Raw genomic sequence first — 21,031 nt, 5'->3', positions numbered from 1 at the left:
TATTTTATCATATTAAAATTAACGCTAATAAGATACACAATACAGCCAGCAAACACATTATTATACCTATAAACGTAAAATATATGTCCTTTCGACCTTCTAAACGATTATTACATAAATCGTATGCCTCATGCATGGATCTGGAATATGAAAGTGTATATTTTTTTCCAATTGGGTATTTTTTTAACTTAAAATCCTGTCCTAACACAATTCTTTTCTTACATAGCTCATATGGATCATAATACTCAACAATCAGCCTTCCATAGCCATGCATCGCTGTAGCATAACCATTCACTACATCGACAACCGTCCCTTCTATCTGCATATCCTCCATATTGTTCTCACGAATTCGAATTTTCCTCTTTATTTTCCGGAATTGCAGCAATGCAATCCCGCCTAACAACAAAATCGTTGCCTCAATAAATACCCATTCTGATTTACCATGTATATCTGGAATATATCCAAGTTCCATCATTTTTCTTATCATACTGACTATAACTACCAGAAACGATAAAATCTCAAATAATAGTATCCAGTATATTCTCTGCGGATCTTTTTTCAACCGGTATTTTGGATTCACATCCAACACCATTTTGTCAAATTCAGAACCAATCCCTCCCATTTGATTTACCATATCCATAATGGGATCAACCGATCCATCACGTTCTCTTTGTTTGCGTGATCGGATCATCCATATTGTAATAATAATAGCAAATAACATTACCAGAAGGAAAAATCCTGTTTTAATGAAATAAAATACACTCATACTTCATCCTTCTGATATTCTTATTCAAAATACTTCATCATTTCTGCCAGTTCATCCGACACCTTGCTGACATGTCCGGTTGCCGTGTTCATCTGGTCGATTGCTTCGGCAATACTTGTCACATTCGCAGATACTTCCTCGTTACTTGCCGCATTTTCTTCGGAAATCGCACTGAGGTCAGTAATATTGGCTATGATGGACTGCTTGATACCATCAAGCTGCTTTGACTTCTCGCTGATCCGCGTTACTGCCACAATATTGTCACTAATCGTCTTGCTGAGTGTTGCAAAGCTGCTGCATGTTGCAGAGATATCATCCTGCTCTTTTCTGAGCAATGTCTGCACATCATGTACCATACTCACACACTCATTTGATTTCGCAAAGATATTATCAGCCACCTGTTTGATCGTATCCACACCCTCGGCACTCTGCTCTGCCAGCTTCTTGATCTCACTTGCCACAACCGCAAATCCGCTTCCCGACTGTCCGGCACGTGCTGCTTCGATTGATGCATTTAACGCAAGCAGACTTGTCTGTCCGGTAATATCCATAATCAGGTTGACTGCCTCATTGATTGACAGAATCGCCTGGTTTGTCTCTTCAATCTGATTTGTGATCCGCTCAATAATCTCTGCCGACTGGTTTGAGCTGTCCAGTACAGTCTCCATGGACTTGGTTGCTGTGCTGTTCGCCTTGCCCATCTGCTCAGAATTTGCACTTAATACCTGCACATCATTATCGATATCCGTGATTGCATTTCCCATCTCGATGGACTTCGCATTGACATCCTGCACATTATCTGCCAGTGTCACCGCGGTCACAGACAATTCCTCCATCGCCTGACTGATCTGTCCGGCACCCTCATTACTGAAATCGGCACGCTCATTCAGGGAAGATGTATCCTGCTGCAGATTCACAACATGATCATTTACACTTGTTACAATATTATTCAGTTTTTCCTTAAGTATCTTTGAGGAATCAATCAACGTGTCAATCTCCGCAATTGCCGAAGAGCCTTCCACGTCTTCTGAAATACTTCCGTTCGCAATCCGTTCAATATGTGCTGTTGTCTTCGCCAGTGACTTCCGGATCTTCAACGCAAGGAGAATCAGGGCACCCAGGTATAGAATGCCTATCGCCACAGAGATCAGTAACAATGTACGCACAAGTCCCTTCTTTGCTGCGTTGACAGTCGCTGTTTTCTCGCCGGCAAATCCCATACCGATCACATCACCGGCATCGGAATACACCGGTGTGTAGTATACATAGTAATCTGCACCTGCAATCTGTACACCATCTGCGTGGTAATCCTTGCCCGCCTGGACAGTTTTCCAGATTGCAGCATCTGCCTTTGTTCCCTCCGGACGGTTTCCATTCTCATCAACAACCGAAGTGATGTATCGTTCATCTCCTTCAAAAAATGTAAGCTCGATATTGTCCTTTTTCAATGAATCGATAAACTCGTAGCTGACATCGTCCCTGCATAAGATGTCTTCGCGGACATCCCACTCAAAGTATTTCTCTACCGAAACCGCACATGCCTTTAGTCTTGCATATGTACTGTCTTCAAGTTCCTGTTCCATTTTTCTTGTAGAATAAATTGTCAGAATCAGAATTGCCGTGAGCAGCGGAACGCTGCCGATCAGGATAATCACCCATAAGATATTTAATCGTTTCCCTTTTGTATTTTTGATAGTTCCCATACATTTTCGGAAGATATAAAATCTCCCTCCCCCTTTTCTATGTATTTTCTATTTATTATACTCGATTTTTTCGACGGGTTCTATCAAATATTTGAGGTTTTCGTGGTAGTTACTTGCGGGGATTGCAAGTCAACTTATACGGATTATCTGCGAATCTAGCACATGAACCTCCTCTACGCTTCGCTACGGCTCGGTCATCATCAATCCGCCAATAATCGCAACAAAAAAGCTCCAAGAGAATAAATTCTCTGGAGCTTTTTGCATGCGATTGCTCGCAAATTATCTCTTTGTTAACGTTTAGATATCTTGAAAAGCCCGAAAATACAGGGTTTGGTGCAGATGGTGTTGCATACCTGAATCTTACGGGAGGCTGTCCATTACTGCTCACAACTACCAATAACGCTTTTCAAAGAAAGGATAATGACTATGAGTAAAATAATATCTGCACTATATAACCACAAAACCGACTGTGTCGAAGTCACCCTTGATAATCAATTCCATGCTATCTTCAACTGCCAAAACTGCAATGCACAGGTTAAACTGGCAGACCCTCTTGATGTTTCTTATCTTACCTGTCTTGCAAGAGAGGAACCGGGATTCTATGCCAGCCTTGCTTCGAGGAAAGGTGGTCTGCAAGGGTATGTGGAGGCAATGGGGGAGTGGAATTAAGGCTCCTCCATTGTTGCTTATATATAGTGCACTATTTTACATAAATCCATTATCACTTTTTCAAACCATACTTGCTTTCTCTTTTCTTAAAGGCAATATCACCACCTTCAAGTAAATCACATACATGTTCTCTAATTCCTTGGCTCAACAAAACGGTTTTAGTTCCATCTCGCTTATACGAGTTTTCTATCGCCCCAGAACGATATTCGAATTTGACCCCATCTTGATTTTCGGTATGTGCTCCATGCTGATTAGCCACAATTATTTCTTCAGCATCAGTTCCAACAGTAATATTAGGATTATGAGTAACCAGAATAATTTGTCTTTCAAGTTTCTTATTTCGAATATATGTTACCAAATCATTATATATTGCTCTGTTATCCAAATCATCTTCTGGCTGATCAATTAATATAGGGTATTTATTTTCATCAAAATCTAAAAGCAAACGTAAAATTACAAAAGCTTTTTTCCCTTCTGACATTGAAGATAATGTATCTCCTTGATAAACAACATTATACATAAAATAGTAATAATTCGTTGACAAAAGTTCTACTGCGGCTTGCTTTTTATCTTTGCCACCCTTAAGTGGTACTATCCCTTTTACAATATTATCAAAAGCATTTGTTAAAACATTAATTAACGACTCATTATCAATTATGTCTGCTTCCTGCATTGCTTTTGCTAACGGATTTCTTGCATTCAAATACGAATCGACAAACATCTGTAGCTTTTCTTGATTATATGAAAGCTTTGGCATAATACTCAGTTCATCTTTTTCCAATTGAATTTGTCCACATATTTGCTGTCCCAACTCATAATACATTCTTTGTTTTTCGAAAATTCTTTCTTTTGACAAAGATATTTGTTCAATTATTTCCGTCTGTTTTGTATTTATTTTCGTCAAACGTTCTTCCTTCTTACGTTCTTCACTCAATCTAATACTCATTTGTTTAATAGTTTCATTCTCTTTATAATATTTTTCGCCATTAACATACTTTACATCAGATTCAATAACTTTAATACGTTGTTTTTTGTCAGCCACCAAAGCTTTTAAATTATTTTCTTCATTTGATACTAATTCTTCCCAGCGTTTTTGTGTTGCTTCAACTAATTCATCATACCCTGAGATTATTACACTTTTGACAGCTTCTGGCAAGCCAATCAACTCTGTCTTAATTTCCCTTACCAACAAGAAATTTTTAATTTCTTCCAATTGTTTCTGTGCACTTTCAAATGATACGATCTCCTGATACAGAATTTCTTTTTCCTTTTTTAATTCATCATATAGTATTTCGTCATCTTCTGAGATTTTAGTGCTTGAGTTACTTTTTACTTGTGATATTTCACTTTCAATTTTTGCTATTTCCTTCTGTACTCCTCGTATATCACCAATTTCTTTTGCTTCTTCCTGCATCTCTTCGAGCTTATAAAATAATTTGAAATAATTTTCAATCTCATTTGTTATTTCAAACATGTTTTTACTATTACAATTATTATATGTTTCAAATACCTCCCGACGTTTCTCGTCCTCTTTTAGTATTTTTTCTATTAAAACTATCGTTTCTTTAGAAGTCGAAGCTAATTTATTGATATATGACTGTGGAAAATACTCAACCTTATGTACCAGTCCTTCTGTATCATCTCTCCATTTCAATTTCATATTCTCTATAATATCATCAATATATTTATTGTAAGCCTCATTTTCTAATTTCACTAATCCACTATAATTTGCCAACTTTGCAATACATCCCAACAAAATCGACTTACCAGAAGACCTTCCACCAATAATGACATTCAAATCTTGATTAAATGGAATTACCTGTTCCCCAAAATCCTCGCCAACAATTTTGATAGCGTCAATAACTTGATAATCACTTTTGTTATCCGGCATATTCTCTTGAATTCTTGCACGTAATTCAGGTTCATAAACAATCTGTCGCAAGCCTTCAAAAGTCTTATCTGCCTTTATCCATGTGTATAATTTTCCTACCTCATCTATTCTATGTGCATCTGAAGCAACTATTGCTGGTTTACCAAATTCACTAATATAAAACGACGCATTCTTATCTTGTAAACTTCCCAATTCACAAATATCAATGTAATACTTTAATAATTCATTTTTTACTGGGCCTAAAGAATCTACAACATCCTTAACATTACTTGCCCCTCTCCCTTCATGCTTCATTTCTTCTATACTATTTGCTTTATTCCCTGCATGAACCGATATTAGTCCTCCATACTTATGAACTAATTCTGCCGCTTCTTTGAAATTCACCTGAACAAGAAACATACCTTTCTTAAAAGCTTGCTCATCTGTAAGAGCACTATCTTCCTCTTTACCTTTAGTTTTAATTATAGTTTCTGACAAATTAAGCGGAACTAGAATAAGATCATTTAATGCTTGCTGCGTCAATTTTATTCCATTATACTCATCTGGAAATAAACCTATCATATGTACAGACTTAGAACCATACTCTGTTCTGAATTCAATCCCACTTATAACTGTTATATTATTTTCATTCCCTAATTTTTTTATTTCATCTATATTTTTAACTGTATGATGATCTGTTAAGGCAATTACAGATAACCCTTTTTCTTTTGCCTTCTCTATTATCTGCTGTGGAGTTCCATTTCCATCAGACGCATTTGAATGTATATGTAAATCCCATTTTGCCCATTGAGAGCCTGCATAATTCAAATCTTTCACTATATATCATCTCCTTCTACAAAACCAAAATCACTTCTTAATTTTAATATTTCCACTTTTATACATTGAAAAATATTCTTATCCTCTTCTACTATACCCTTTATCCTCCCGCAAGCATCTTAAAGCCATTTCATCCTCATCAATAGGAGTAATCTCTGCATTCACACAACTTACATAAATATATCCCCTATTATTGAATTTAAATCTATCTACTCGTGCAGTTTCCTCCAAATTATCAAAATCAAATTTTATACTAATCTCACATTCAATTTGTGCTTCACCATCATCAAAATCTATATCCGAGTATTCAATTATAAAATATTCTTTGTCTTCATTATCCCACACAGATCTGTCTTCATCAAAAATCTCTCCATATCCAGCTACTCTTACGTTTGCTATAGTTTTTATCAGTATCATATCTCTAGATATTTTTAAAGGAACAAAGGAATCCTCCACTTTCACTACCTTTACTGAATCAATTTCTAGTTCCTCATATAATTCATAATCATCTAAATAATAATCTTCTAGTTCTGCACACCTCTGAGCCTCTGATAAAATTTCAGTATAAGCACCTTTAAATATTTTTATTAGCATATCCTCGCTCAATATACTCTCTATACTGTTAATCTTTTTTATAGCCTCAACAATAGATTCACACATGATTACATTATCTACTCCCCAAAATGACTTAACCCAATCATTATCCTTTGAAACAACCAATAAAACATCATTGGGGTGTTCATTTATATATTGTTTAGTAGCTTCAATCACAAATGCATCCGGAAATTCACATTTTTTCTTACCAGTTGATGCAAATGGAGGCTTTGACAAAAAATATAGTTCAAAAATAAGTTCTGGGTTCGGATAATCAAGCTTTACTGCATTTTTATAATATTTCTTATATGCTCTAAAAGTTTGATTTTTTATATTATAATCCGCAATTTTTGAAAATAACTCTTCATCACAACAATTTGCATATCGAAGAACATCTTTGCATTTATTTATATGAGATACCAGACTCTGATAATCTTTATAGATACCAGAGTCTTCAATATGCTTTTCAATCTCTCTTTCCAAGATTGGATGCGTTAACAAAAGTATGTCTTTTTCTTTAATGACAGAAAAGAAGGATGGTAAAAGCATTGAACTAATACCAATAAAATCACTATTTGCGTCCCTAAAAGCACACGTATCTACCAATATTGTTGTTATTCTTTCATCAACTGACATACGCATTTCCTTTCTTGCCTCTTATCTTATTGTGGATTTCGTCTATTTGCCAAAAAGCGTAGCAATCGCTGTGCCTCTGTCACATATTTTTCAGAGTTTGAACCAAACAATATTTCAGCCCAAATTTTATCTATTTTTCTTATCTGTGGTTGACTTAAATTCAAAAATACAATATTGGGAATTTCATTCTTTATAATATTTCTTGCTTCTTTTGTGATTAAATCCACTTTAGGAACATAAGTTTTTATAATATCTCGCATATCTTGTTTTCTAACACCCGCATGCACTTTTGCTTGTATTTCACAATCTAATTGATAAAATACTGTTGTCATATAACTAGCAATAATTTCTGCAGTCTCTGCATTTTCATATGAAAATACAGTAAAATTACTCGATACATGCAACGGAATTCTCGCCAAATGAATTCTACCGCTTTTCCTTATTTTTGTTGGTACTAATACAGAATTTTCTGGAAATTGAGCACGACCTTTTGTTCTAAATATTTTATTCCATTCTGCAACAGATTTTACCGTTCTCTGTTGTTTCCCTGATTTTCTTTGCAGAGGAATGAAATCGTTTATTATCGATATAGATAATGAATTTGATAAATTATTAAAATTTATAAACTTATTTGTTCCCTTATATAATTCAAAATCATCACTCTTGGCTACTCTCACGCCTTCATCTAGTGGAACACTTTTATATTTATTTGCTAAAGTCTCAAATGTTTCAAAATACAATAAATCTGTTCCACCACCCCTATCAGTAGAACCACACTTTTTGTTTGAAGTACTATCCGACAAAGGTATTAGCTTATCATTCATCCAAAAACTTTTATTAGCAAAATCAATAGCTTCTGACATTTCGCTACATACCATTCTCCATCCATCTTCAACTGCTGTATCCAGTTCCGACCAATCGAACACCCTAGCCTCTACACCTGGAAAAACTGTTGCAAAATCTTTTCTGCAATAACCACTCGTAACACTCTGCAACGCATGAAGATCTATATCAGCCACTTTTACATCACTTGAATACACAAGCACTTCTTTTGTTTTCTGCAAGACTTTTCCAACAAATATACATGTTTCTTCTGTAACAGAATCAAAAAGGCCTTCTGCCGGATAATTAAATATGGTATGCAAGCCAAATAAATTAAGTAACATTCTCCTAAATGCAACTGCTTCTTCACCTCGCTCTGTCAAATGTGCCTTTGGAAATATACAAACTATTGTTGTTCCTACATTTACCAAATGACAAACCGTTTCAAGAAAAACAGCCCCTAAATTCATTTGTCCAACCTTTGTAATTGCCTCCGAACCTTTTAATGACTTAATTTTATTGTAAAATGGCACTTTTCTATTTACACAGTTAATCCCAGCTACAAAAGGTGGATTTAACAATACTACATCCACATCTTTAAAATCTGATTTATTCAGATTTACAATATCTTCCGTCGTAATTTGAGCTACATTTGGTTTTGCAATTACTTTAGGAAAACTCAATCCCAACCTTAACGATAACAACTCAATTAATTTCGGATTGATATCATTTGCTATTAATTGATTTGGTTCTGCATTAAAGATATTAATAGAGGAACATATCAAATTTCCGCTTCCTGCAGCAGGATCACATATTTTCTTTCCATTAGCCAATGCGCCATTCGACATTTTAGCCAATACTGCTGCCAAACTTGCCAATTCCAAATCTGTTGCGACTTCACCCTCATGATGCTTATCTTCAGATACCATATTGTGCAAAGCATCGGCAATTGCGTCTCCAGATATATTTACATTTCCATATTTGTAAATATCTGCAAGAATTGATGCAGACATAGTAAGCCGAGGTAGATATTTTGCACTATCGTATGCAAAAATCCCGTCAAAATCTACTGAATTTGCTTCGATACATATTTGTTCAATATCATTATGAAATTTATGAACATCATATCTAATTTCAGTTCTTCTAACTGCTCTAAATGCACCTCGTATATATTCATACATCAACATCGCCATACTGCTCTTCCATTTTTTATCATCAGCAATAGTTGAATTCATATAACCTAAAAACTGTTCCAAAGTAGTCAAATACTGATATCTATCATTTCTAAACTCATCAATTAACCTTGTAAATATTTTTGCAAGTTTATTTACAATTTTGTGTTCATCATCCATGGAAAAATCACATACATTTTCCAAACCTGGTAATAACATTTGCTGATATACACGTGGTTTTGTAGTGTCATATCGAAAACTTATCAGCTTCTCTAAATTTGTTAAAATATAGAATGGTTTTTCATTCTCCGGAGAATTCATCTGTACATACGATTGTGCTTGAACCTGATAACGAGTACTTTGCACATCAGCAGGGGTTCTTTTCACCTCAATAACACAAAGATATTTTTTTGTACGACGATTCCTAACAACGTAATCCATCTCTAACGTTCCTGTGTATTGATGATGTAACACTTCATATTCACTGTTCAAACTTAGATTCTTTAACGCTTGATTAAGTGCATCCTCACACAACGGATGAAATATTTTCACTTCTGAATCTACATAACTAATCATTATATTTCCTCCTCTACATACTTCTTTAACTCCTTTGCCATAACTTCTGCCAACATAGGTGGAACAGCATTTCCTACAATCAAATTTCGGCCTTGCTTGCTAGATGAAACAACAACATACGAATCTGGAAACGACTGCAATCGTAAAGCCTCTCGAACTGTAATCAACCTATCTTCTCTATAATGTATATTACATCCAACATTAGGTCTGTTGAAATATGTATTTATTGTATAAGACGGCTCGTCAGGCTTCATCCTACCATAACAAGTTGTATGTCCACCCTCCCTCTGCAAACGTCTTATCCTACTAGATTTCACGTCAGGCGGAATGTCCATATAGTTTCCCCCTGGCTTTACATGTTCTACAATATACTTATCCAACTCACTCATTTGAGGCATAAAATGTTCTGTGACCTTTTCTACATTACGCATCCTTTTCTGATATTCTGTTTTCGGCATTTCTAAATAGTCCGCACTACCATTTTCGTCATAAATCACTTTAGGCAAATCATCTAATGCTTCCTCTACACTTACATACTTCTTTAACCCTACTCCCGATTCATTATGTGTAGCTTTCGGAAATGAAAATCTGCTTTCTCCTTTTACGCCAACAATAATAACTCTTTTTCTTCTTTGTGGCACACCATAGTCTGCCGCATTTACCACTTGTGTAGTTAAAGTGTAACCGATATCTCGAAAAGCATTTTTTAATAAATCTATAATCTTTTCTCCTTTTCCATTTTTAGCCGACAGAAGACCTGTTACATTTTCAAACAAAAATGCCTTAGGTTTTATTTCTTTTATAATACTGATGTACCTCCATACCAATTGCCCCCTATCATCTTCCACATGCCTATTTCCAGCAAGGGAAAATGACTGACAAGGTGGTCCACCTATAACAACATCTGCATGTGGGATGTTATTCACATCAATTTTGTTTATATCATCGCATATAATATGGTCACCTATATTTGCTTTATAAGTATTAACAGCATTTTGGTTATTGTCTATTGCCCAAATTATATTAAACCCTGCAGATTTAAATCCCAAATCCAAACCACCGCCACCAGAAAAGAGACTAACTACATCTATTGCCATCACTCTTTTCCCTCCAATCTAAATTTTCTAATTTTTTCATACATATTTGTAATCATATCAAAACTCTGTTCTGAATACTTTGCCATAATTTCTGTTATTTTTATGATATTAACCTTATTTCCTGTATGCGCTAAATCTTTTGCCAAACTAATAAGTTCTACCTTATCGTCAACGGAAAAGCAATTGATATCAGGAAACTTCAATGCCTCAATGTCATATCTTTGAAGTTTTAATAATCCCGCTCCATATTTCTTTCCTTTTTTTTCTAGCTGATAATAAGTATAATAATTATTCAACAAAGCAAACATTAAATATTCATCGATTTGCGCCTTAATAATGTAAAAATTATCTCGAACCAGATACCCTAAGTTATTCATAATAAACTTCATATCATTACGAACAAAATAACTAAATACAATTCCTTTACCATTTACGCAATTAATCTTATACCAGTTCTTATCCTTTTGCATTTTTTGATATAAAGTTTTTGGTGCTTTTGTATTTCGAATATTTTTCTCCCACTTCTTAATATATTTTCTTACTTCATCCGGTATATTCTCACCATCCTGGACATACAATAAGTTGTCAACAGCAGCATCTTTTGTTTCATAACCAACTATCGATTTGGGGCTCGATATGATTGAAACAAGATGCACTTTTGACTCATTTTTTTTAAATGCTGGATTTATATACATAGCATTATATCCTGTAGTAAGTCCTCTGCGAACAGAAGCATATTTTGAAAATGGTATATCGAATTCTATGTCTTCATAATCAACCGCTTTTAGGACTTCACATATACTATCACCTCTTGCTTCTAAGTATTCAACCTGACTTTTACACTTAATACTCCCCTTCTTTAATTTCAAAATTACAACTTCTACTAATGCAGACTTTTCAAATACCTCTCCTGAAATATGCACCTGCTTAATTATTGTTGCACGTGAATTTAATGCCATTTGAAACGCTTTCCCACTTCTTGCATCCATCCAACTACTTGGAAAAATAACTACCATTTCCCCGTCAACTTTCAATAAATCTAATGCCTTGAAAATAAAATACATATACATATTTGCAGTACTTGGCAACTGCTCATATATTTTATTTTTTCTGAGTTTGTTTTTTGTAATCCCCAGTTTCTCTAAGTCATCTATTTTTTCCTGCCTTATATATGGTGGATTCATAATAATTCCATCATACTTTCTTGTATTGGATACTTTTAAGAAATCTTTGTTATATAGCTTAAATTGAGAAAATTGCTTTTTTACTTTTTCATATAGTTCCTCATCTATTTCATAACCTTCAATATTTGTAAATCCCTGCAGCATACCAGCTGTCAAAAAGGCACCTGCACCAAAACAAGGATCTAAAATAAGGGCATCCTTTCCCAATTCAAACATAGATACCATATATTCTGCGACAGTTTTATTTGTAAATACTTGTCCTAAATCCATTGCCACTCTTCCTCACAATTTTTAATCAATTGCACTTTTTCCGCTCTTAATCCAAGAATCTAATTCTGAACGCTTGAATTTCCATAACTTACCTATTTTATGAGCTGGAATATCTGTCTTTTTTATCCAATTTCTAACTGTATCTTTTGTAACATCCATATATTTTGCAGCTTCATCTATTCCAATCCAACCATCAGTATATGTATTATCCATCCTATCCTCTCTCCGTTTCTATAACATAAATATCCACGCATAATTTTAGCACATATGTTCTAGTATTTCAATGTATTTCATATGATTTCTTAGTATTTCTTTTACTTTCCAAAAGATTTCTTATCATATTTCCAACACTCCATATCAGCAAAAACGGATGCTATTGCCACCTCGCAATAGCATCCGTTTTATTATTCCCTTCCCCTTACTCTCGTCCTCTCCACCTCTTGCACCATCTCCTCCGCTGCCACAATCCCTTGTTCCAACTGCTCCAGCGTACCGATTCGGTTCTCTGGCTTGATTTCTTCCTGAATGCTGTCAATGCTGTACTTTTCTTTTGTTACAACATTCATATAAGCTTTCAATCGATAATCATAACCTTCATTCTTGTAGTCCGAGAATACCGGTGCAACTTCTCCTTTACTCGTTTCCCATCGCATAAGTCTCGGAAACCAACACACACCATCAACAATCAATTCTTTAAATGCTCTCAGGAATTGCCCCAATGCATTTAGTAGACCTCTGAAACTGTTTCCGGCTTCAATATCCTTCTTATGCTCTACACAATTTGCAAATTCTTCAATTAGCGGCGATAGAGGAAGATATGCTGAAATATACTCTTTAAGCATTATCAGTGTATTCTTAAACTGTTCCCACTTGGATATCTCATCATCATATTCTTTCAGCTTATCCCGCTTATACGAAATCACATAATCCAGTTTCAAATTTTCACTTTGCTTTTCAGAAATCTCTTGTTTGATTTCTCTAAGCTCGTCTTCATTCTCACGCTGCACCTGACGGTAAGCAAGTTTTGATGCAAATAATTCATTATCTGTATCCACAACTTCCCTTTGCAATTCTTCCAAGCGCTCAGTTTCTTTGGCAACTTTGTATTCCATAACCGACAAATCATGATTCCGTCCCTGCTTTTTCTCAGCAAGTTCTTCCTTCACATTGAACCTGAAACACGAACCTGCTTCTTCCCTTAATTTATCCTGTAATATTACAGATAAACTTTCTGGCGTGAAGACATTACGCTTGGAGACCTTCTTTGACAGGCCCTTTTTTGCACCTTCCCATACCGGAACTCCTACCACATGCATATGAGGACTTGCTTCGTCAAAGTGTATTACTGCATTTGCTACTTTGAAATTCGGAAGAAGTCTTTCCATTGTGGATAACAGATAAGCATACACATTGTACATCTTTTCCTTTTTATCCATATGTTCTTCCCAGAATTTCTTATCTCCGCATTGAAAAATAATCTCAACTGCCATATCCTGTTCCAGATTGGCTACATGTTCAAAATAATCCTCTATCCGTCTGTCAGCTCGCTTATGCTTTTGATTATATTGTTGTACCACTTCATCAAATTCCTGATGATAGACATTCTTCACATCCTGATACAAATCTTCCGTTCCTCTCAAAAGCAAAATATTATCGGAACTGTATTCCGGCGATTTATATTTCCGCAAATTGTGTTTTGCTACTCCAAGCAATTTACTCTTACTTGTTATGGCACTCTTTCCATTGCTAATGTGTGCCGAGTAAGAAACATTACCCATAGGCACCTCTCCTTCCTTCTTAAATCAGATTTCCCGCTCGCTTATCATCTCGGCTCTGCCGAAGATGATAACCCCCTAGCAGATTTGTCACATCCAATGTGCCATTGTCTGCGCCAAATCTGCGGGGGCTCTCCGAGGGTTACACCGACAAGAAGTAAACTTCGTCGGTGTATATTAGCTACCTTCCATACTGATATATCTATCCATCGCGACCACATCCTTTCCTAACCTAATCTATACCACTTCCGATACATCTCTGAAGTAACCTGTCTCTTCCCAAACCTTCTTATCCGGACAATAGTAGCTGAACTCATTTGAGTTACCTACTTTAATTGCAGATCCGAATTTGAGAATCCCCTGTTGAAGTCCAACCCTTACATACTGTGCATCCTTCCCCATTGCCTGTGCAATTTCTTTGATTGGTACATTCCGTCCTGTAAAAGCTGGTAAATCAACCTTGTATTGTACCTCTGGCATCTCTACCACCTCCTGTCTATAGAGCATTTCTTGCTCTGTTTGTGTTTTGTATTATACAGACCTTTATTTGCTCTGTCAATAGCGTTAATAATAATGTTGACAATTCATTTTTGATATGTTAGATTGACTATACAGGAGGTTGGTAAGATGAATACAGGTAAAAAGATTAAGCTAATCCGTACATTTCGAGGATTAACGCAAAAAGAACTTGGAGAAGCGTGTGGCATCCACGAAGTTGCCATCCGCAAGTATGAATTAGGCAAGAATATTCCAAAACCTGAACAACTTAGGAAAATTGCCGAAGCACTTAATGTCAATGTAAACTCATTAGTTGAGTTCGACATTCAGGCTGATGGTGATGTACTCCCTCTCCTCTTTGCCATTGATGAAGCATTCAATGTATCAATTAAAGAGGTAGATGGTGAACCGGGAATATTTTTTGACAACAAGAGTCTTGTACAATTTTTAAAAGACTGGCAGGCAATGAAAGAATTACTTTCATCCGGCAGTCAGACGGAAGATAATTATGAGATTTGGAAAACCATACGCCCAAGTGTAACAAAAACAATCCACGAGGATTAGCAACTACTCTGTTTCGCTTATCAGCTTGCTGAATTTAAAGCGAAAGGAATGGTGCTTATGAAGTTACCCAACGGATACGGAAGCGTTGTAAAACTTTCCGGAAAAAGAAGAAAGCCTTATCAGGTCAGAAAGACAACAGGCTGGCACTACGATAAGGAAAAGGACAGACAGGTTCAGGATATGATTACAGTTGGATACGCTGCTACAAGAGCTGAAGGCTTACAGATGCTTGCAGAGTACAACAATAATCCATTCGATACCAAAGCTGCCAAGATGACCTTCTCTGATGTATATGAAGAATGGTCCAAGCGTAAGTATCCTACTGTATCCGAATCCAATGTCAAAGGATATACCGCATCCTATAAAGCCTGCGGTACCCTCTACAACAGAGTTTTTAAGGATATTCGATTAGTGGATTTGCAAAATGTCATTGATACCTGTGGTAAGAATTATCCTACTCTCAGGAAAATCAAAGTGCTTTTCAATCAACTTTACGATTATGCATTGAAAAACGATATTTGCAACAAAGATTATTCAAGTTTTGTGGATGTAGCACAGTACAAAGACCGCAACCCGAATAAGTATGACAGAAACAAATTTGAAAAGGATGAAATTGAGAGAATCTGGGAACAGAAAGATGATAAGTATTATCAGATTGTTCTGATGCTTCTCTACAACGGAGTCAGAATTTCAGAATTGCTTGATTTGAAAAAGGAACATGTTCACCTCGATGAACAGTACTTTGATGTAATCAGCAGTAAAACAGAAAACGGCATCCGAAAAGTACCCATTGCAGATAAGGTTCTTCCATTCTACAAAAGTTGGTACGAATCCAACCACGACTGTGCATACTTGCTGCATACGGAAGACGGTAAGCATTTTACCTACAGAAACTATTATGACAGCTACTTCCACCCATTAATGGAACAGTTAAAGATTAATCGCACACCTCACTGTTGCAGACACACATGCGTGTCCATGTTGGCAGAAGCTGGTGTAGATCAGACGATTATTAAGAAGATCGTGGGGCACTCCGGAGCTATGACACTTACAGAAAAGGTATATACCCACTTTGATATTAAGGAGTTAGTAGATGCGATTAATAAGATTTAACAGAAAAGGACATTCCCAGATTGCTCTGAAAATGTCCTATACATATCATTGATATATTTGTTGCATACCTGCTGCATATGTGTTGCATACGATGTAATTTCCAACCCATCTGACAACATTCCACAACTTCTGTAACCCTTGTAAATCGGGCTTTTCTTGATATTCTCGTTTCGAGAAAATTATCTCTTTGAAAACTGTGGTGCACGACGAGCTGCTTTCAAGCCGTACTTCTTTCTTTCCTTCATACGAGGATCTCTTGTAAGGTATCCTGCCTTCTTGAGTGCTGGTCTGTACTCAGCGTCTGCCTCGAGGAGTGCTCTGGAGATACCATGTCTGATAGCACCAGCCTGACCTGTAAATCCGCCACCCTTAACATTTACAAGTACATCGAACTTTCCTTCTGTACCTGTTGCTGCAAATGGCTGCTTAACGATGAGCTTCAATGTATCAAGACCGAAATACTCATCCATGTCTTTCTTATTAATAGTTACCTTACCAGTTCCTGGTACAAGGTAAACTCTTGCGATACTGCTTTTTCTTCTACCTGTTCCGTAAAATCTATTACTATTCTTAGCCACGAACGTTTCCTCCCTTATTAATACTTAATCTCTAATACTTCTGGCTTCTGAGCCTGCTGCTTGTGCTCTGGTCCAGCGTAAACATAAAGCTTCTTGATCATCTGTCTTCCGAGAGGTCCCTTTGGAAGCATGCCCTTAACTGCAAGGTAGATAACATCCTCTGGCTTCTTAGCCATCTTCTCTTTGAGAGTCTGCTCTTTCATACCGCCAACGTAATCAGAATGGTGATAGTAAACCTTCTGATCCATCTTCTTACCTGTTACTTTGATCTTATCAGCATTTACAACTACGATATAGTCACCTGTATCGATGTGTGGTGTAAATGTCGGCTTGTTCTTTCCTCTTAAAATGCTTGCGATCTCTGATGATAAACGACCTAATGTATGTCCTGTAGCATCTACTACATACCACTTTCTTTCAATGTTTGATGGGCTTGCCATAAAGCTCTTCATTGTGGTGTTCCTCCTTAAAATTATTCGAATTGTCCTGCATCATACCCATGCCTTCAAGCCGAAATGTCCGAAACAGCCTGTCCGCACAGTGCCGAATGCGTACTGTACATTGCTTCAAAAGAGTATTCCATGAATCCCGGGGCTATTGGGACGCACTTCACCTGTCTTTTGTCACATTTAGGTATTATATTATACGTGTCCGCGTGTGTCAACGTTTTTTTCAAGAAATGCGTAAATTTTCTACAAATATTCAATTCCAACCAACTGCAGTCCACACGCTTCCGCTTTCGGACCTGCTGCCGCGCGGTCCTTCGCATCGAGAATCTCCTTCACATGCTCCGGCGGATACATGTTCATCCCGCATTTAAGCAATGTACCCATGATGATCCGCACCATATTATATAGGAAACCGGTTCCGCGGATCGTCATGATGATCATCTTGCCCTCTGTGCGGAAGGAGATCTCTGTGACCATGCGCACCGTGGATTCCACCTGTGTCCGCGGCGTGCAGAATGATTTGAAATCATGTTCGCCAACCAGATATGCCGCTGCCTGCTCCATCTTCGCTACATCGACATGGAAATAACAAAACTTCGAGTAAAGCCGCACAAGCGGATTCGGGAACTTGTCATTCCAGATGCGATACTCATACGTCTTAATCGTATCGCAGAACCGCGGATGAAAATCATCCGCCACCTGGCACGATTCCTGAATCCGGATATCGTCCGGCAGCCGCTGGTTCAACGCGAAGCTGATCTTCTCCGGCGGAATCCGTGTCTGCGTATCAAAGACTGCCACATTTCCAAGCGCATGCACTCCGGAATCTGTCCGGCTTGCGCCAATGATCTTGATATCCTCCTGCAACAGCTTCGACAGTTCCCGGTTCAGGACTTCCTCGATTGTAATTCCATTGTCCTGAATCTGCCAGCCACAATAATTTGTCCCGTCATACGCAACGGTTAATTTGATTCGTTTCATGGAGCGAATCTCCTTTCTCTTATATTGTGAAATACACTATTCTATCTCACCACTATATATCATTCAGTAACTATCATCTACTTATCTATCCTACGTTTTAGAACTTCACAATCAACACCACCGACGCAATAACCATCGCCAGCATGCACACATACGCGACCATATCGCGTCTCTCATACACGAGTGGATGCAGCTTCGTCCGTCCTTTGCCGCCCGTATAGCAGCGGCTGTCCATCGCATCGCCCAGATGTCCGGCACGCGAGATTGCATTCTGGAACAGCGGCAAGATCACTGTCCGAAGCTTCTTTAAACGCACGACCGGATTTCCCTTCTTGAAGTCCGCGCCACGCGCCATCTGCGCCTTCATGATCCGTTCTAACTCTCCAAATAATATCGGTACAAATCGTAGCGCGATCGTGATTCCCATTGCCACACCGCCGCTTAAATGCATGCACTTCTCCATACCGTCCGTCAGTCTCGTCGGTGTCGTCGTATACATCAACAGGCTTGACATCAGAATCAACAACAACATCCGCCAGAACACGAATCCGGCTTTGATCAGTCCCTCCTTCGTGATCGTGAGCACGCCAAGCTTTACCAACGTCGTTCCATGCATGGTAAATGCATTTAATATACTGCAAATTAAGATGAAAATGAACACGCCCTTCGTTCCGCGTATCATCTTGCGCATCGGCACCCGGCTGCACGCCCACACACCGGCAAATACTGTCGTAAGAAACAAAAACAACGGCAGATTCCGATCCAGCAACAGCAGGATAATATATATAATTGTAAATCGAATTTTGACACGGGGATCTATCCGGTGGATCATCGAATCCACGCTATGGTACTGTCCCCATGTGATATCCTTCATCATGTTCCTACCTCTTTTAGACATTCTTATACTACAATATCTATATACGAAATCATCTTCCAACCGCATCCACGATTGCCTGCACCGTCTCCGCAAGCTGCGTATGCTTACATGATACCGGAAGTCCCATGATGCGCAGGCGGATCAACAACTGCATGCAGCCCGGAAGCTCGCAGATTGCTTCTGCCAGCGTATCTTCGGATAAACGTCCAGTGCTTCTGTCTCTCATCTGTTCGCCATTCATTTTCGAATGCTTATCCCTCGTCATATGCTCCATCTCGCGCAGCCACATCCGGTAAAATACATCCGACGGTGCTCCCTGCTCCAAGATTTTCCCATCCCTCAGATACAATACCTGCTCCGCGTCCTCCACAACTGCGTCTGCATCGTGACTGACTACAACCACTGTAATTCCCGCATCCCGGTGTAACGCACGCAGGATCTGCAGCATCTTTTTCTTTCCAACCGGATCAAGCCCTGCCAACGGTTCATCTAAGATCAGGTAATCCGGTTGCATTGCAATCACGCCCGCCAATGCAACACGCCGCTTCTGCCCACCCGACAGCTTATCCATCGGCAGATCATAGACATCCTGCGGCAACCCGACAAACTGAATCGCCTCATACGCACGTTTCTCCGCTTCAACCTCGCTGATGCCGACATTCCGCGGTCCAAATACTACATCCTCATAAACATTTTTCGCAAACAACTGCTGCTCTGGATATTGGAAGATGAATCCGATTTTCTTACGCAATGTTGCAATATCCGCAGAAGTATCCGTCACTTCCATTCCATCCACATAAATGCTTCCATCCGTCGGTGAAATGAGCGCCGGAATCATCTGCAAAAGCGTCGATTTTCCAGCCCCCGAAGGTCCAATGATTGCCGTATAGCTGCCTTTCTCGATAGAACAACATACATCATTCAAAATCGATTTCTTTCCATATGATAGGTTCACATGTTGAAATACAATCGCCTGCGACAACACTTTCGTTTTCTTATCCACGGATGCAGGCTCCATTGTCTTTTCCTTCAGAAATGCATACGGATGTTCCTTGTATATGCGTTCCGCAATCGCTTCCACGGAAAATAAATCCTTCGTCCGCACGCACCCACGCTCCGCAAGAGCATGTGCAAGCAGCACGGTCATCGGCAGCTCCAATCCAAACTCACGCAGCCTCTCCGGTTGCGCGAAAAGCGCTTCCCGGCTGCCCTTCATAGCAAGCCTTCCCTGATGCATCACGTAAATCCAATCTGCCAGCAGAAGTTCCTCCATCAGATGTGTAATGAGAATAATCGTGATTCCCTGCTTCTGCAGCTCTTTCATCAGCTGCAGCACATCCCGTCTGGATTTTGGATCCAGCATACTGGTTGCCTCATCAAGCACGATACACCGTGGCTTCATTGCAAGCACGCCTGCAATCGCAACCTTCTGTTTTCCACCTCCGGATAGCTCTTCGATGCGCATGGACGCCGAAAGTCCGACCTGGGCAAGCGCATCCTCCACACGTTTCACCAGTTCTTTATGTGGCACGCCGATATTCTCCGCGCCAAAGGCAACATCCTCTTCCACTACACTACCAATCAGCTGATCATCAGGATTCTGGAACACCATGCCAACCATCTTCCGGATCGGAATGATATTTTCCTCCTGCATTGCATCGAGTCCGCCGATGAGAACCGTACCTTCAATCGGAAGCAACAGGCGGTTTAAGATCTTTGCAAATGTGCTTTTTCCGCTTCCATTCACCCCTGCCACAACGATAAATTCACCTTCTCCTGCATCAAAATTGATTCCGCGGATGGCGTTTACCATCTCCGTCAGATTTCCTTCGTCATCCCGGTCAAAATATTCAAATGTGAGATCTCTGATTTTTATCATGATATCCTATATTCCTGATTGTTTTTCATATTCGCAATAACTATCTTATAACATATCCATTACTATACCATTTTTTCTATGTATGTCGCAATTTTTTCTCAAAAGAATAAAGAAATTTTCA

Annotated in this window: 18 protein-coding genes; 3 read left to right on the top strand and 15 right to left on the bottom strand. The window is 38.4% G+C overall.

Going from position 1 to position 21,031, the window contains the following annotated elements; genetic code table 11:
- Positions 1-7 precede the first annotated feature (7 nt).
- A complete protein-coding gene (locus H9Q76_RS02195; protein WP_118374753.1) occupies positions 8-766 on the bottom strand; it encodes a hypothetical protein in 759 nt (252 codons plus the stop codon).
- A 20-nt stretch (positions 767-786) separates the two neighbouring features.
- Positions 787-2,469: a methyl-accepting chemotaxis protein gene (locus H9Q76_RS02190; RefSeq protein ID WP_118374754.1), complete on the bottom strand. Its 1,683-nt coding sequence runs from the start codon at positions 2,467-2,469 to the stop codon at positions 787-789.
- 426 nt (positions 2,470-2,895) lie between these two features.
- Between H9Q76_RS02190 and H9Q76_RS02185 the strand changes: the two genes are divergently transcribed.
- Positions 2,896-3,138, top strand: a complete 243-nt coding sequence (locus H9Q76_RS02185; protein WP_117781324.1) for a hypothetical protein — start codon at positions 2,896-2,898, stop codon at positions 3,136-3,138.
- A gap of 52 nt (positions 3,139-3,190) precedes the next feature.
- Here the strand turns inward: H9Q76_RS02185 and H9Q76_RS02180 are convergent, their stop codons facing one another.
- The 8 genes from H9Q76_RS02180 to H9Q76_RS02145 all read right to left on the bottom strand — a co-directional run bounded on the left by H9Q76_RS02180 (position 3,191) and on the right by H9Q76_RS02145 (position 14,451).
- Complete coding sequence (locus tag H9Q76_RS02180; protein WP_188332055.1) at positions 3,191-5,845, bottom strand: TrlF family AAA-like ATPase; 2,655 nt, start codon at positions 5,843-5,845, stop codon at positions 3,191-3,193.
- 78 nt (positions 5,846-5,923) lie between these two features.
- A complete protein-coding gene (locus tag H9Q76_RS02175; protein WP_118546146.1) occupies positions 5,924-7,075 on the bottom strand; it encodes a PIN domain-containing protein in 1,152 nt (383 codons plus the stop codon).
- A 26-nt stretch (positions 7,076-7,101) separates the two neighbouring features.
- The gene (locus H9Q76_RS02170) at positions 7,102-9,645 is read right to left on the bottom strand and encodes a BpuSI family type II restriction endonuclease (protein WP_249321460.1); all 2,544 of its coding nucleotides are present in this window, start codon (positions 9,643-9,645) and stop codon (positions 7,102-7,104) included.
- Entirely contained in the window at positions 9,645-10,742 is a 1,098-nt protein-coding gene (locus tag H9Q76_RS02165) for a DNA cytosine methyltransferase (RefSeq protein ID WP_118546150.1), read from the bottom strand. The genes H9Q76_RS02170 and H9Q76_RS02165 overlap by 1 nt, the downstream gene beginning before the upstream one ends.
- Positions 10,742-12,196: an Eco57I restriction-modification methylase domain-containing protein gene (locus H9Q76_RS02160; protein WP_118546152.1), complete on the bottom strand. Its 1,455-nt coding sequence runs from the start codon at positions 12,194-12,196 to the stop codon at positions 10,742-10,744. The genes H9Q76_RS02165 and H9Q76_RS02160 overlap by 1 nt, the downstream gene beginning before the upstream one ends.
- Positions 12,197-12,217: 21 nt before the next feature.
- The gene (locus H9Q76_RS02155; RefSeq protein ID WP_117781424.1) at positions 12,218-12,409 is read right to left on the bottom strand and encodes a helix-turn-helix domain-containing protein; all 192 of its coding nucleotides are present in this window, start codon (positions 12,407-12,409) and stop codon (positions 12,218-12,220) included.
- 191 nt (positions 12,410-12,600) lie between these two features.
- Entirely contained in the window at positions 12,601-13,974 is a 1,374-nt protein-coding gene (locus tag H9Q76_RS02150; RefSeq protein WP_118546154.1) for a plasmid recombination protein, read from the bottom strand.
- 234 nt (positions 13,975-14,208) lie between these two features.
- The gene (locus tag H9Q76_RS02145; RefSeq protein WP_117781423.1) at positions 14,209-14,451 is read right to left on the bottom strand and encodes a hypothetical protein; all 243 of its coding nucleotides are present in this window, start codon (positions 14,449-14,451) and stop codon (positions 14,209-14,211) included.
- A gap of 147 nt (positions 14,452-14,598) precedes the next feature.
- On the opposite strand from H9Q76_RS02145, the gene H9Q76_RS02140 reads away from it, so the two are divergent.
- Positions 14,599-15,033, top strand: coding sequence for a helix-turn-helix domain-containing protein (locus tag H9Q76_RS02140; protein WP_117781422.1), 435 nt, complete (start codon positions 14,599-14,601; stop codon positions 15,031-15,033).
- A 57-nt stretch (positions 15,034-15,090) separates the two neighbouring features.
- The gene (locus H9Q76_RS02135) at positions 15,091-16,146 is read left to right on the top strand and encodes a tyrosine-type recombinase/integrase (protein ID WP_249321457.1); all 1,056 of its coding nucleotides are present in this window, start codon (positions 15,091-15,093) and stop codon (positions 16,144-16,146) included.
- Between the two features lie 179 nt (positions 16,147-16,325).
- Here H9Q76_RS02135 and rpsI read toward each other — a convergent pair whose 3' ends face one another.
- The 5 genes from rpsI to H9Q76_RS02110 form a co-directional block, all read right to left on the bottom strand.
- Positions 16,326-16,724, bottom strand: coding sequence for a 30S ribosomal protein S9 (gene rpsI, locus H9Q76_RS02130; protein WP_021984664.1), 399 nt, complete (start codon positions 16,722-16,724; stop codon positions 16,326-16,328).
- Between the two features lie 17 nt (positions 16,725-16,741).
- Positions 16,742-17,176, bottom strand: coding sequence for a 50S ribosomal protein L13 (rplM, locus tag H9Q76_RS02125; RefSeq protein ID WP_021984665.1), 435 nt, complete (start codon positions 17,174-17,176; stop codon positions 16,742-16,744).
- A 240-nt stretch (positions 17,177-17,416) separates the two neighbouring features.
- The gene (gene truA, locus H9Q76_RS02120; protein WP_118374267.1) at positions 17,417-18,154 is read right to left on the bottom strand and encodes a tRNA pseudouridine(38-40) synthase TruA; all 738 of its coding nucleotides are present in this window, start codon (positions 18,152-18,154) and stop codon (positions 17,417-17,419) included.
- Between the two features lie 97 nt (positions 18,155-18,251).
- Positions 18,252-19,031 carry an energy-coupling factor transporter transmembrane component T family protein gene (locus H9Q76_RS02115; RefSeq protein WP_182428852.1) on the bottom strand — a complete coding sequence of 260 codons (780 nt, stop codon included), beginning with the start codon at positions 19,029-19,031 and terminating at the stop codon, positions 18,252-18,254.
- A gap of 49 nt (positions 19,032-19,080) precedes the next feature.
- Positions 19,081-20,910 (bottom strand): ABC transporter ATP-binding protein, encoded by a 1,830-nt coding sequence (locus H9Q76_RS02110; RefSeq protein ID WP_118546160.1) that lies wholly within the window; start codon positions 20,908-20,910, stop codon positions 19,081-19,083.
- Between the last annotated feature and the right edge of the window lie 121 nt (positions 20,911-21,031).

It is taken from the genome of Wujia chipingensis (assembly GCF_014337155.1).
Classification (GTDB): Bacteria; Bacillota; Clostridia; order Lachnospirales; family Lachnospiraceae; genus Coprococcus_C; species Coprococcus_C hominis.
This window is presented reverse-complemented; position numbering and strand designations above follow the sequence as displayed.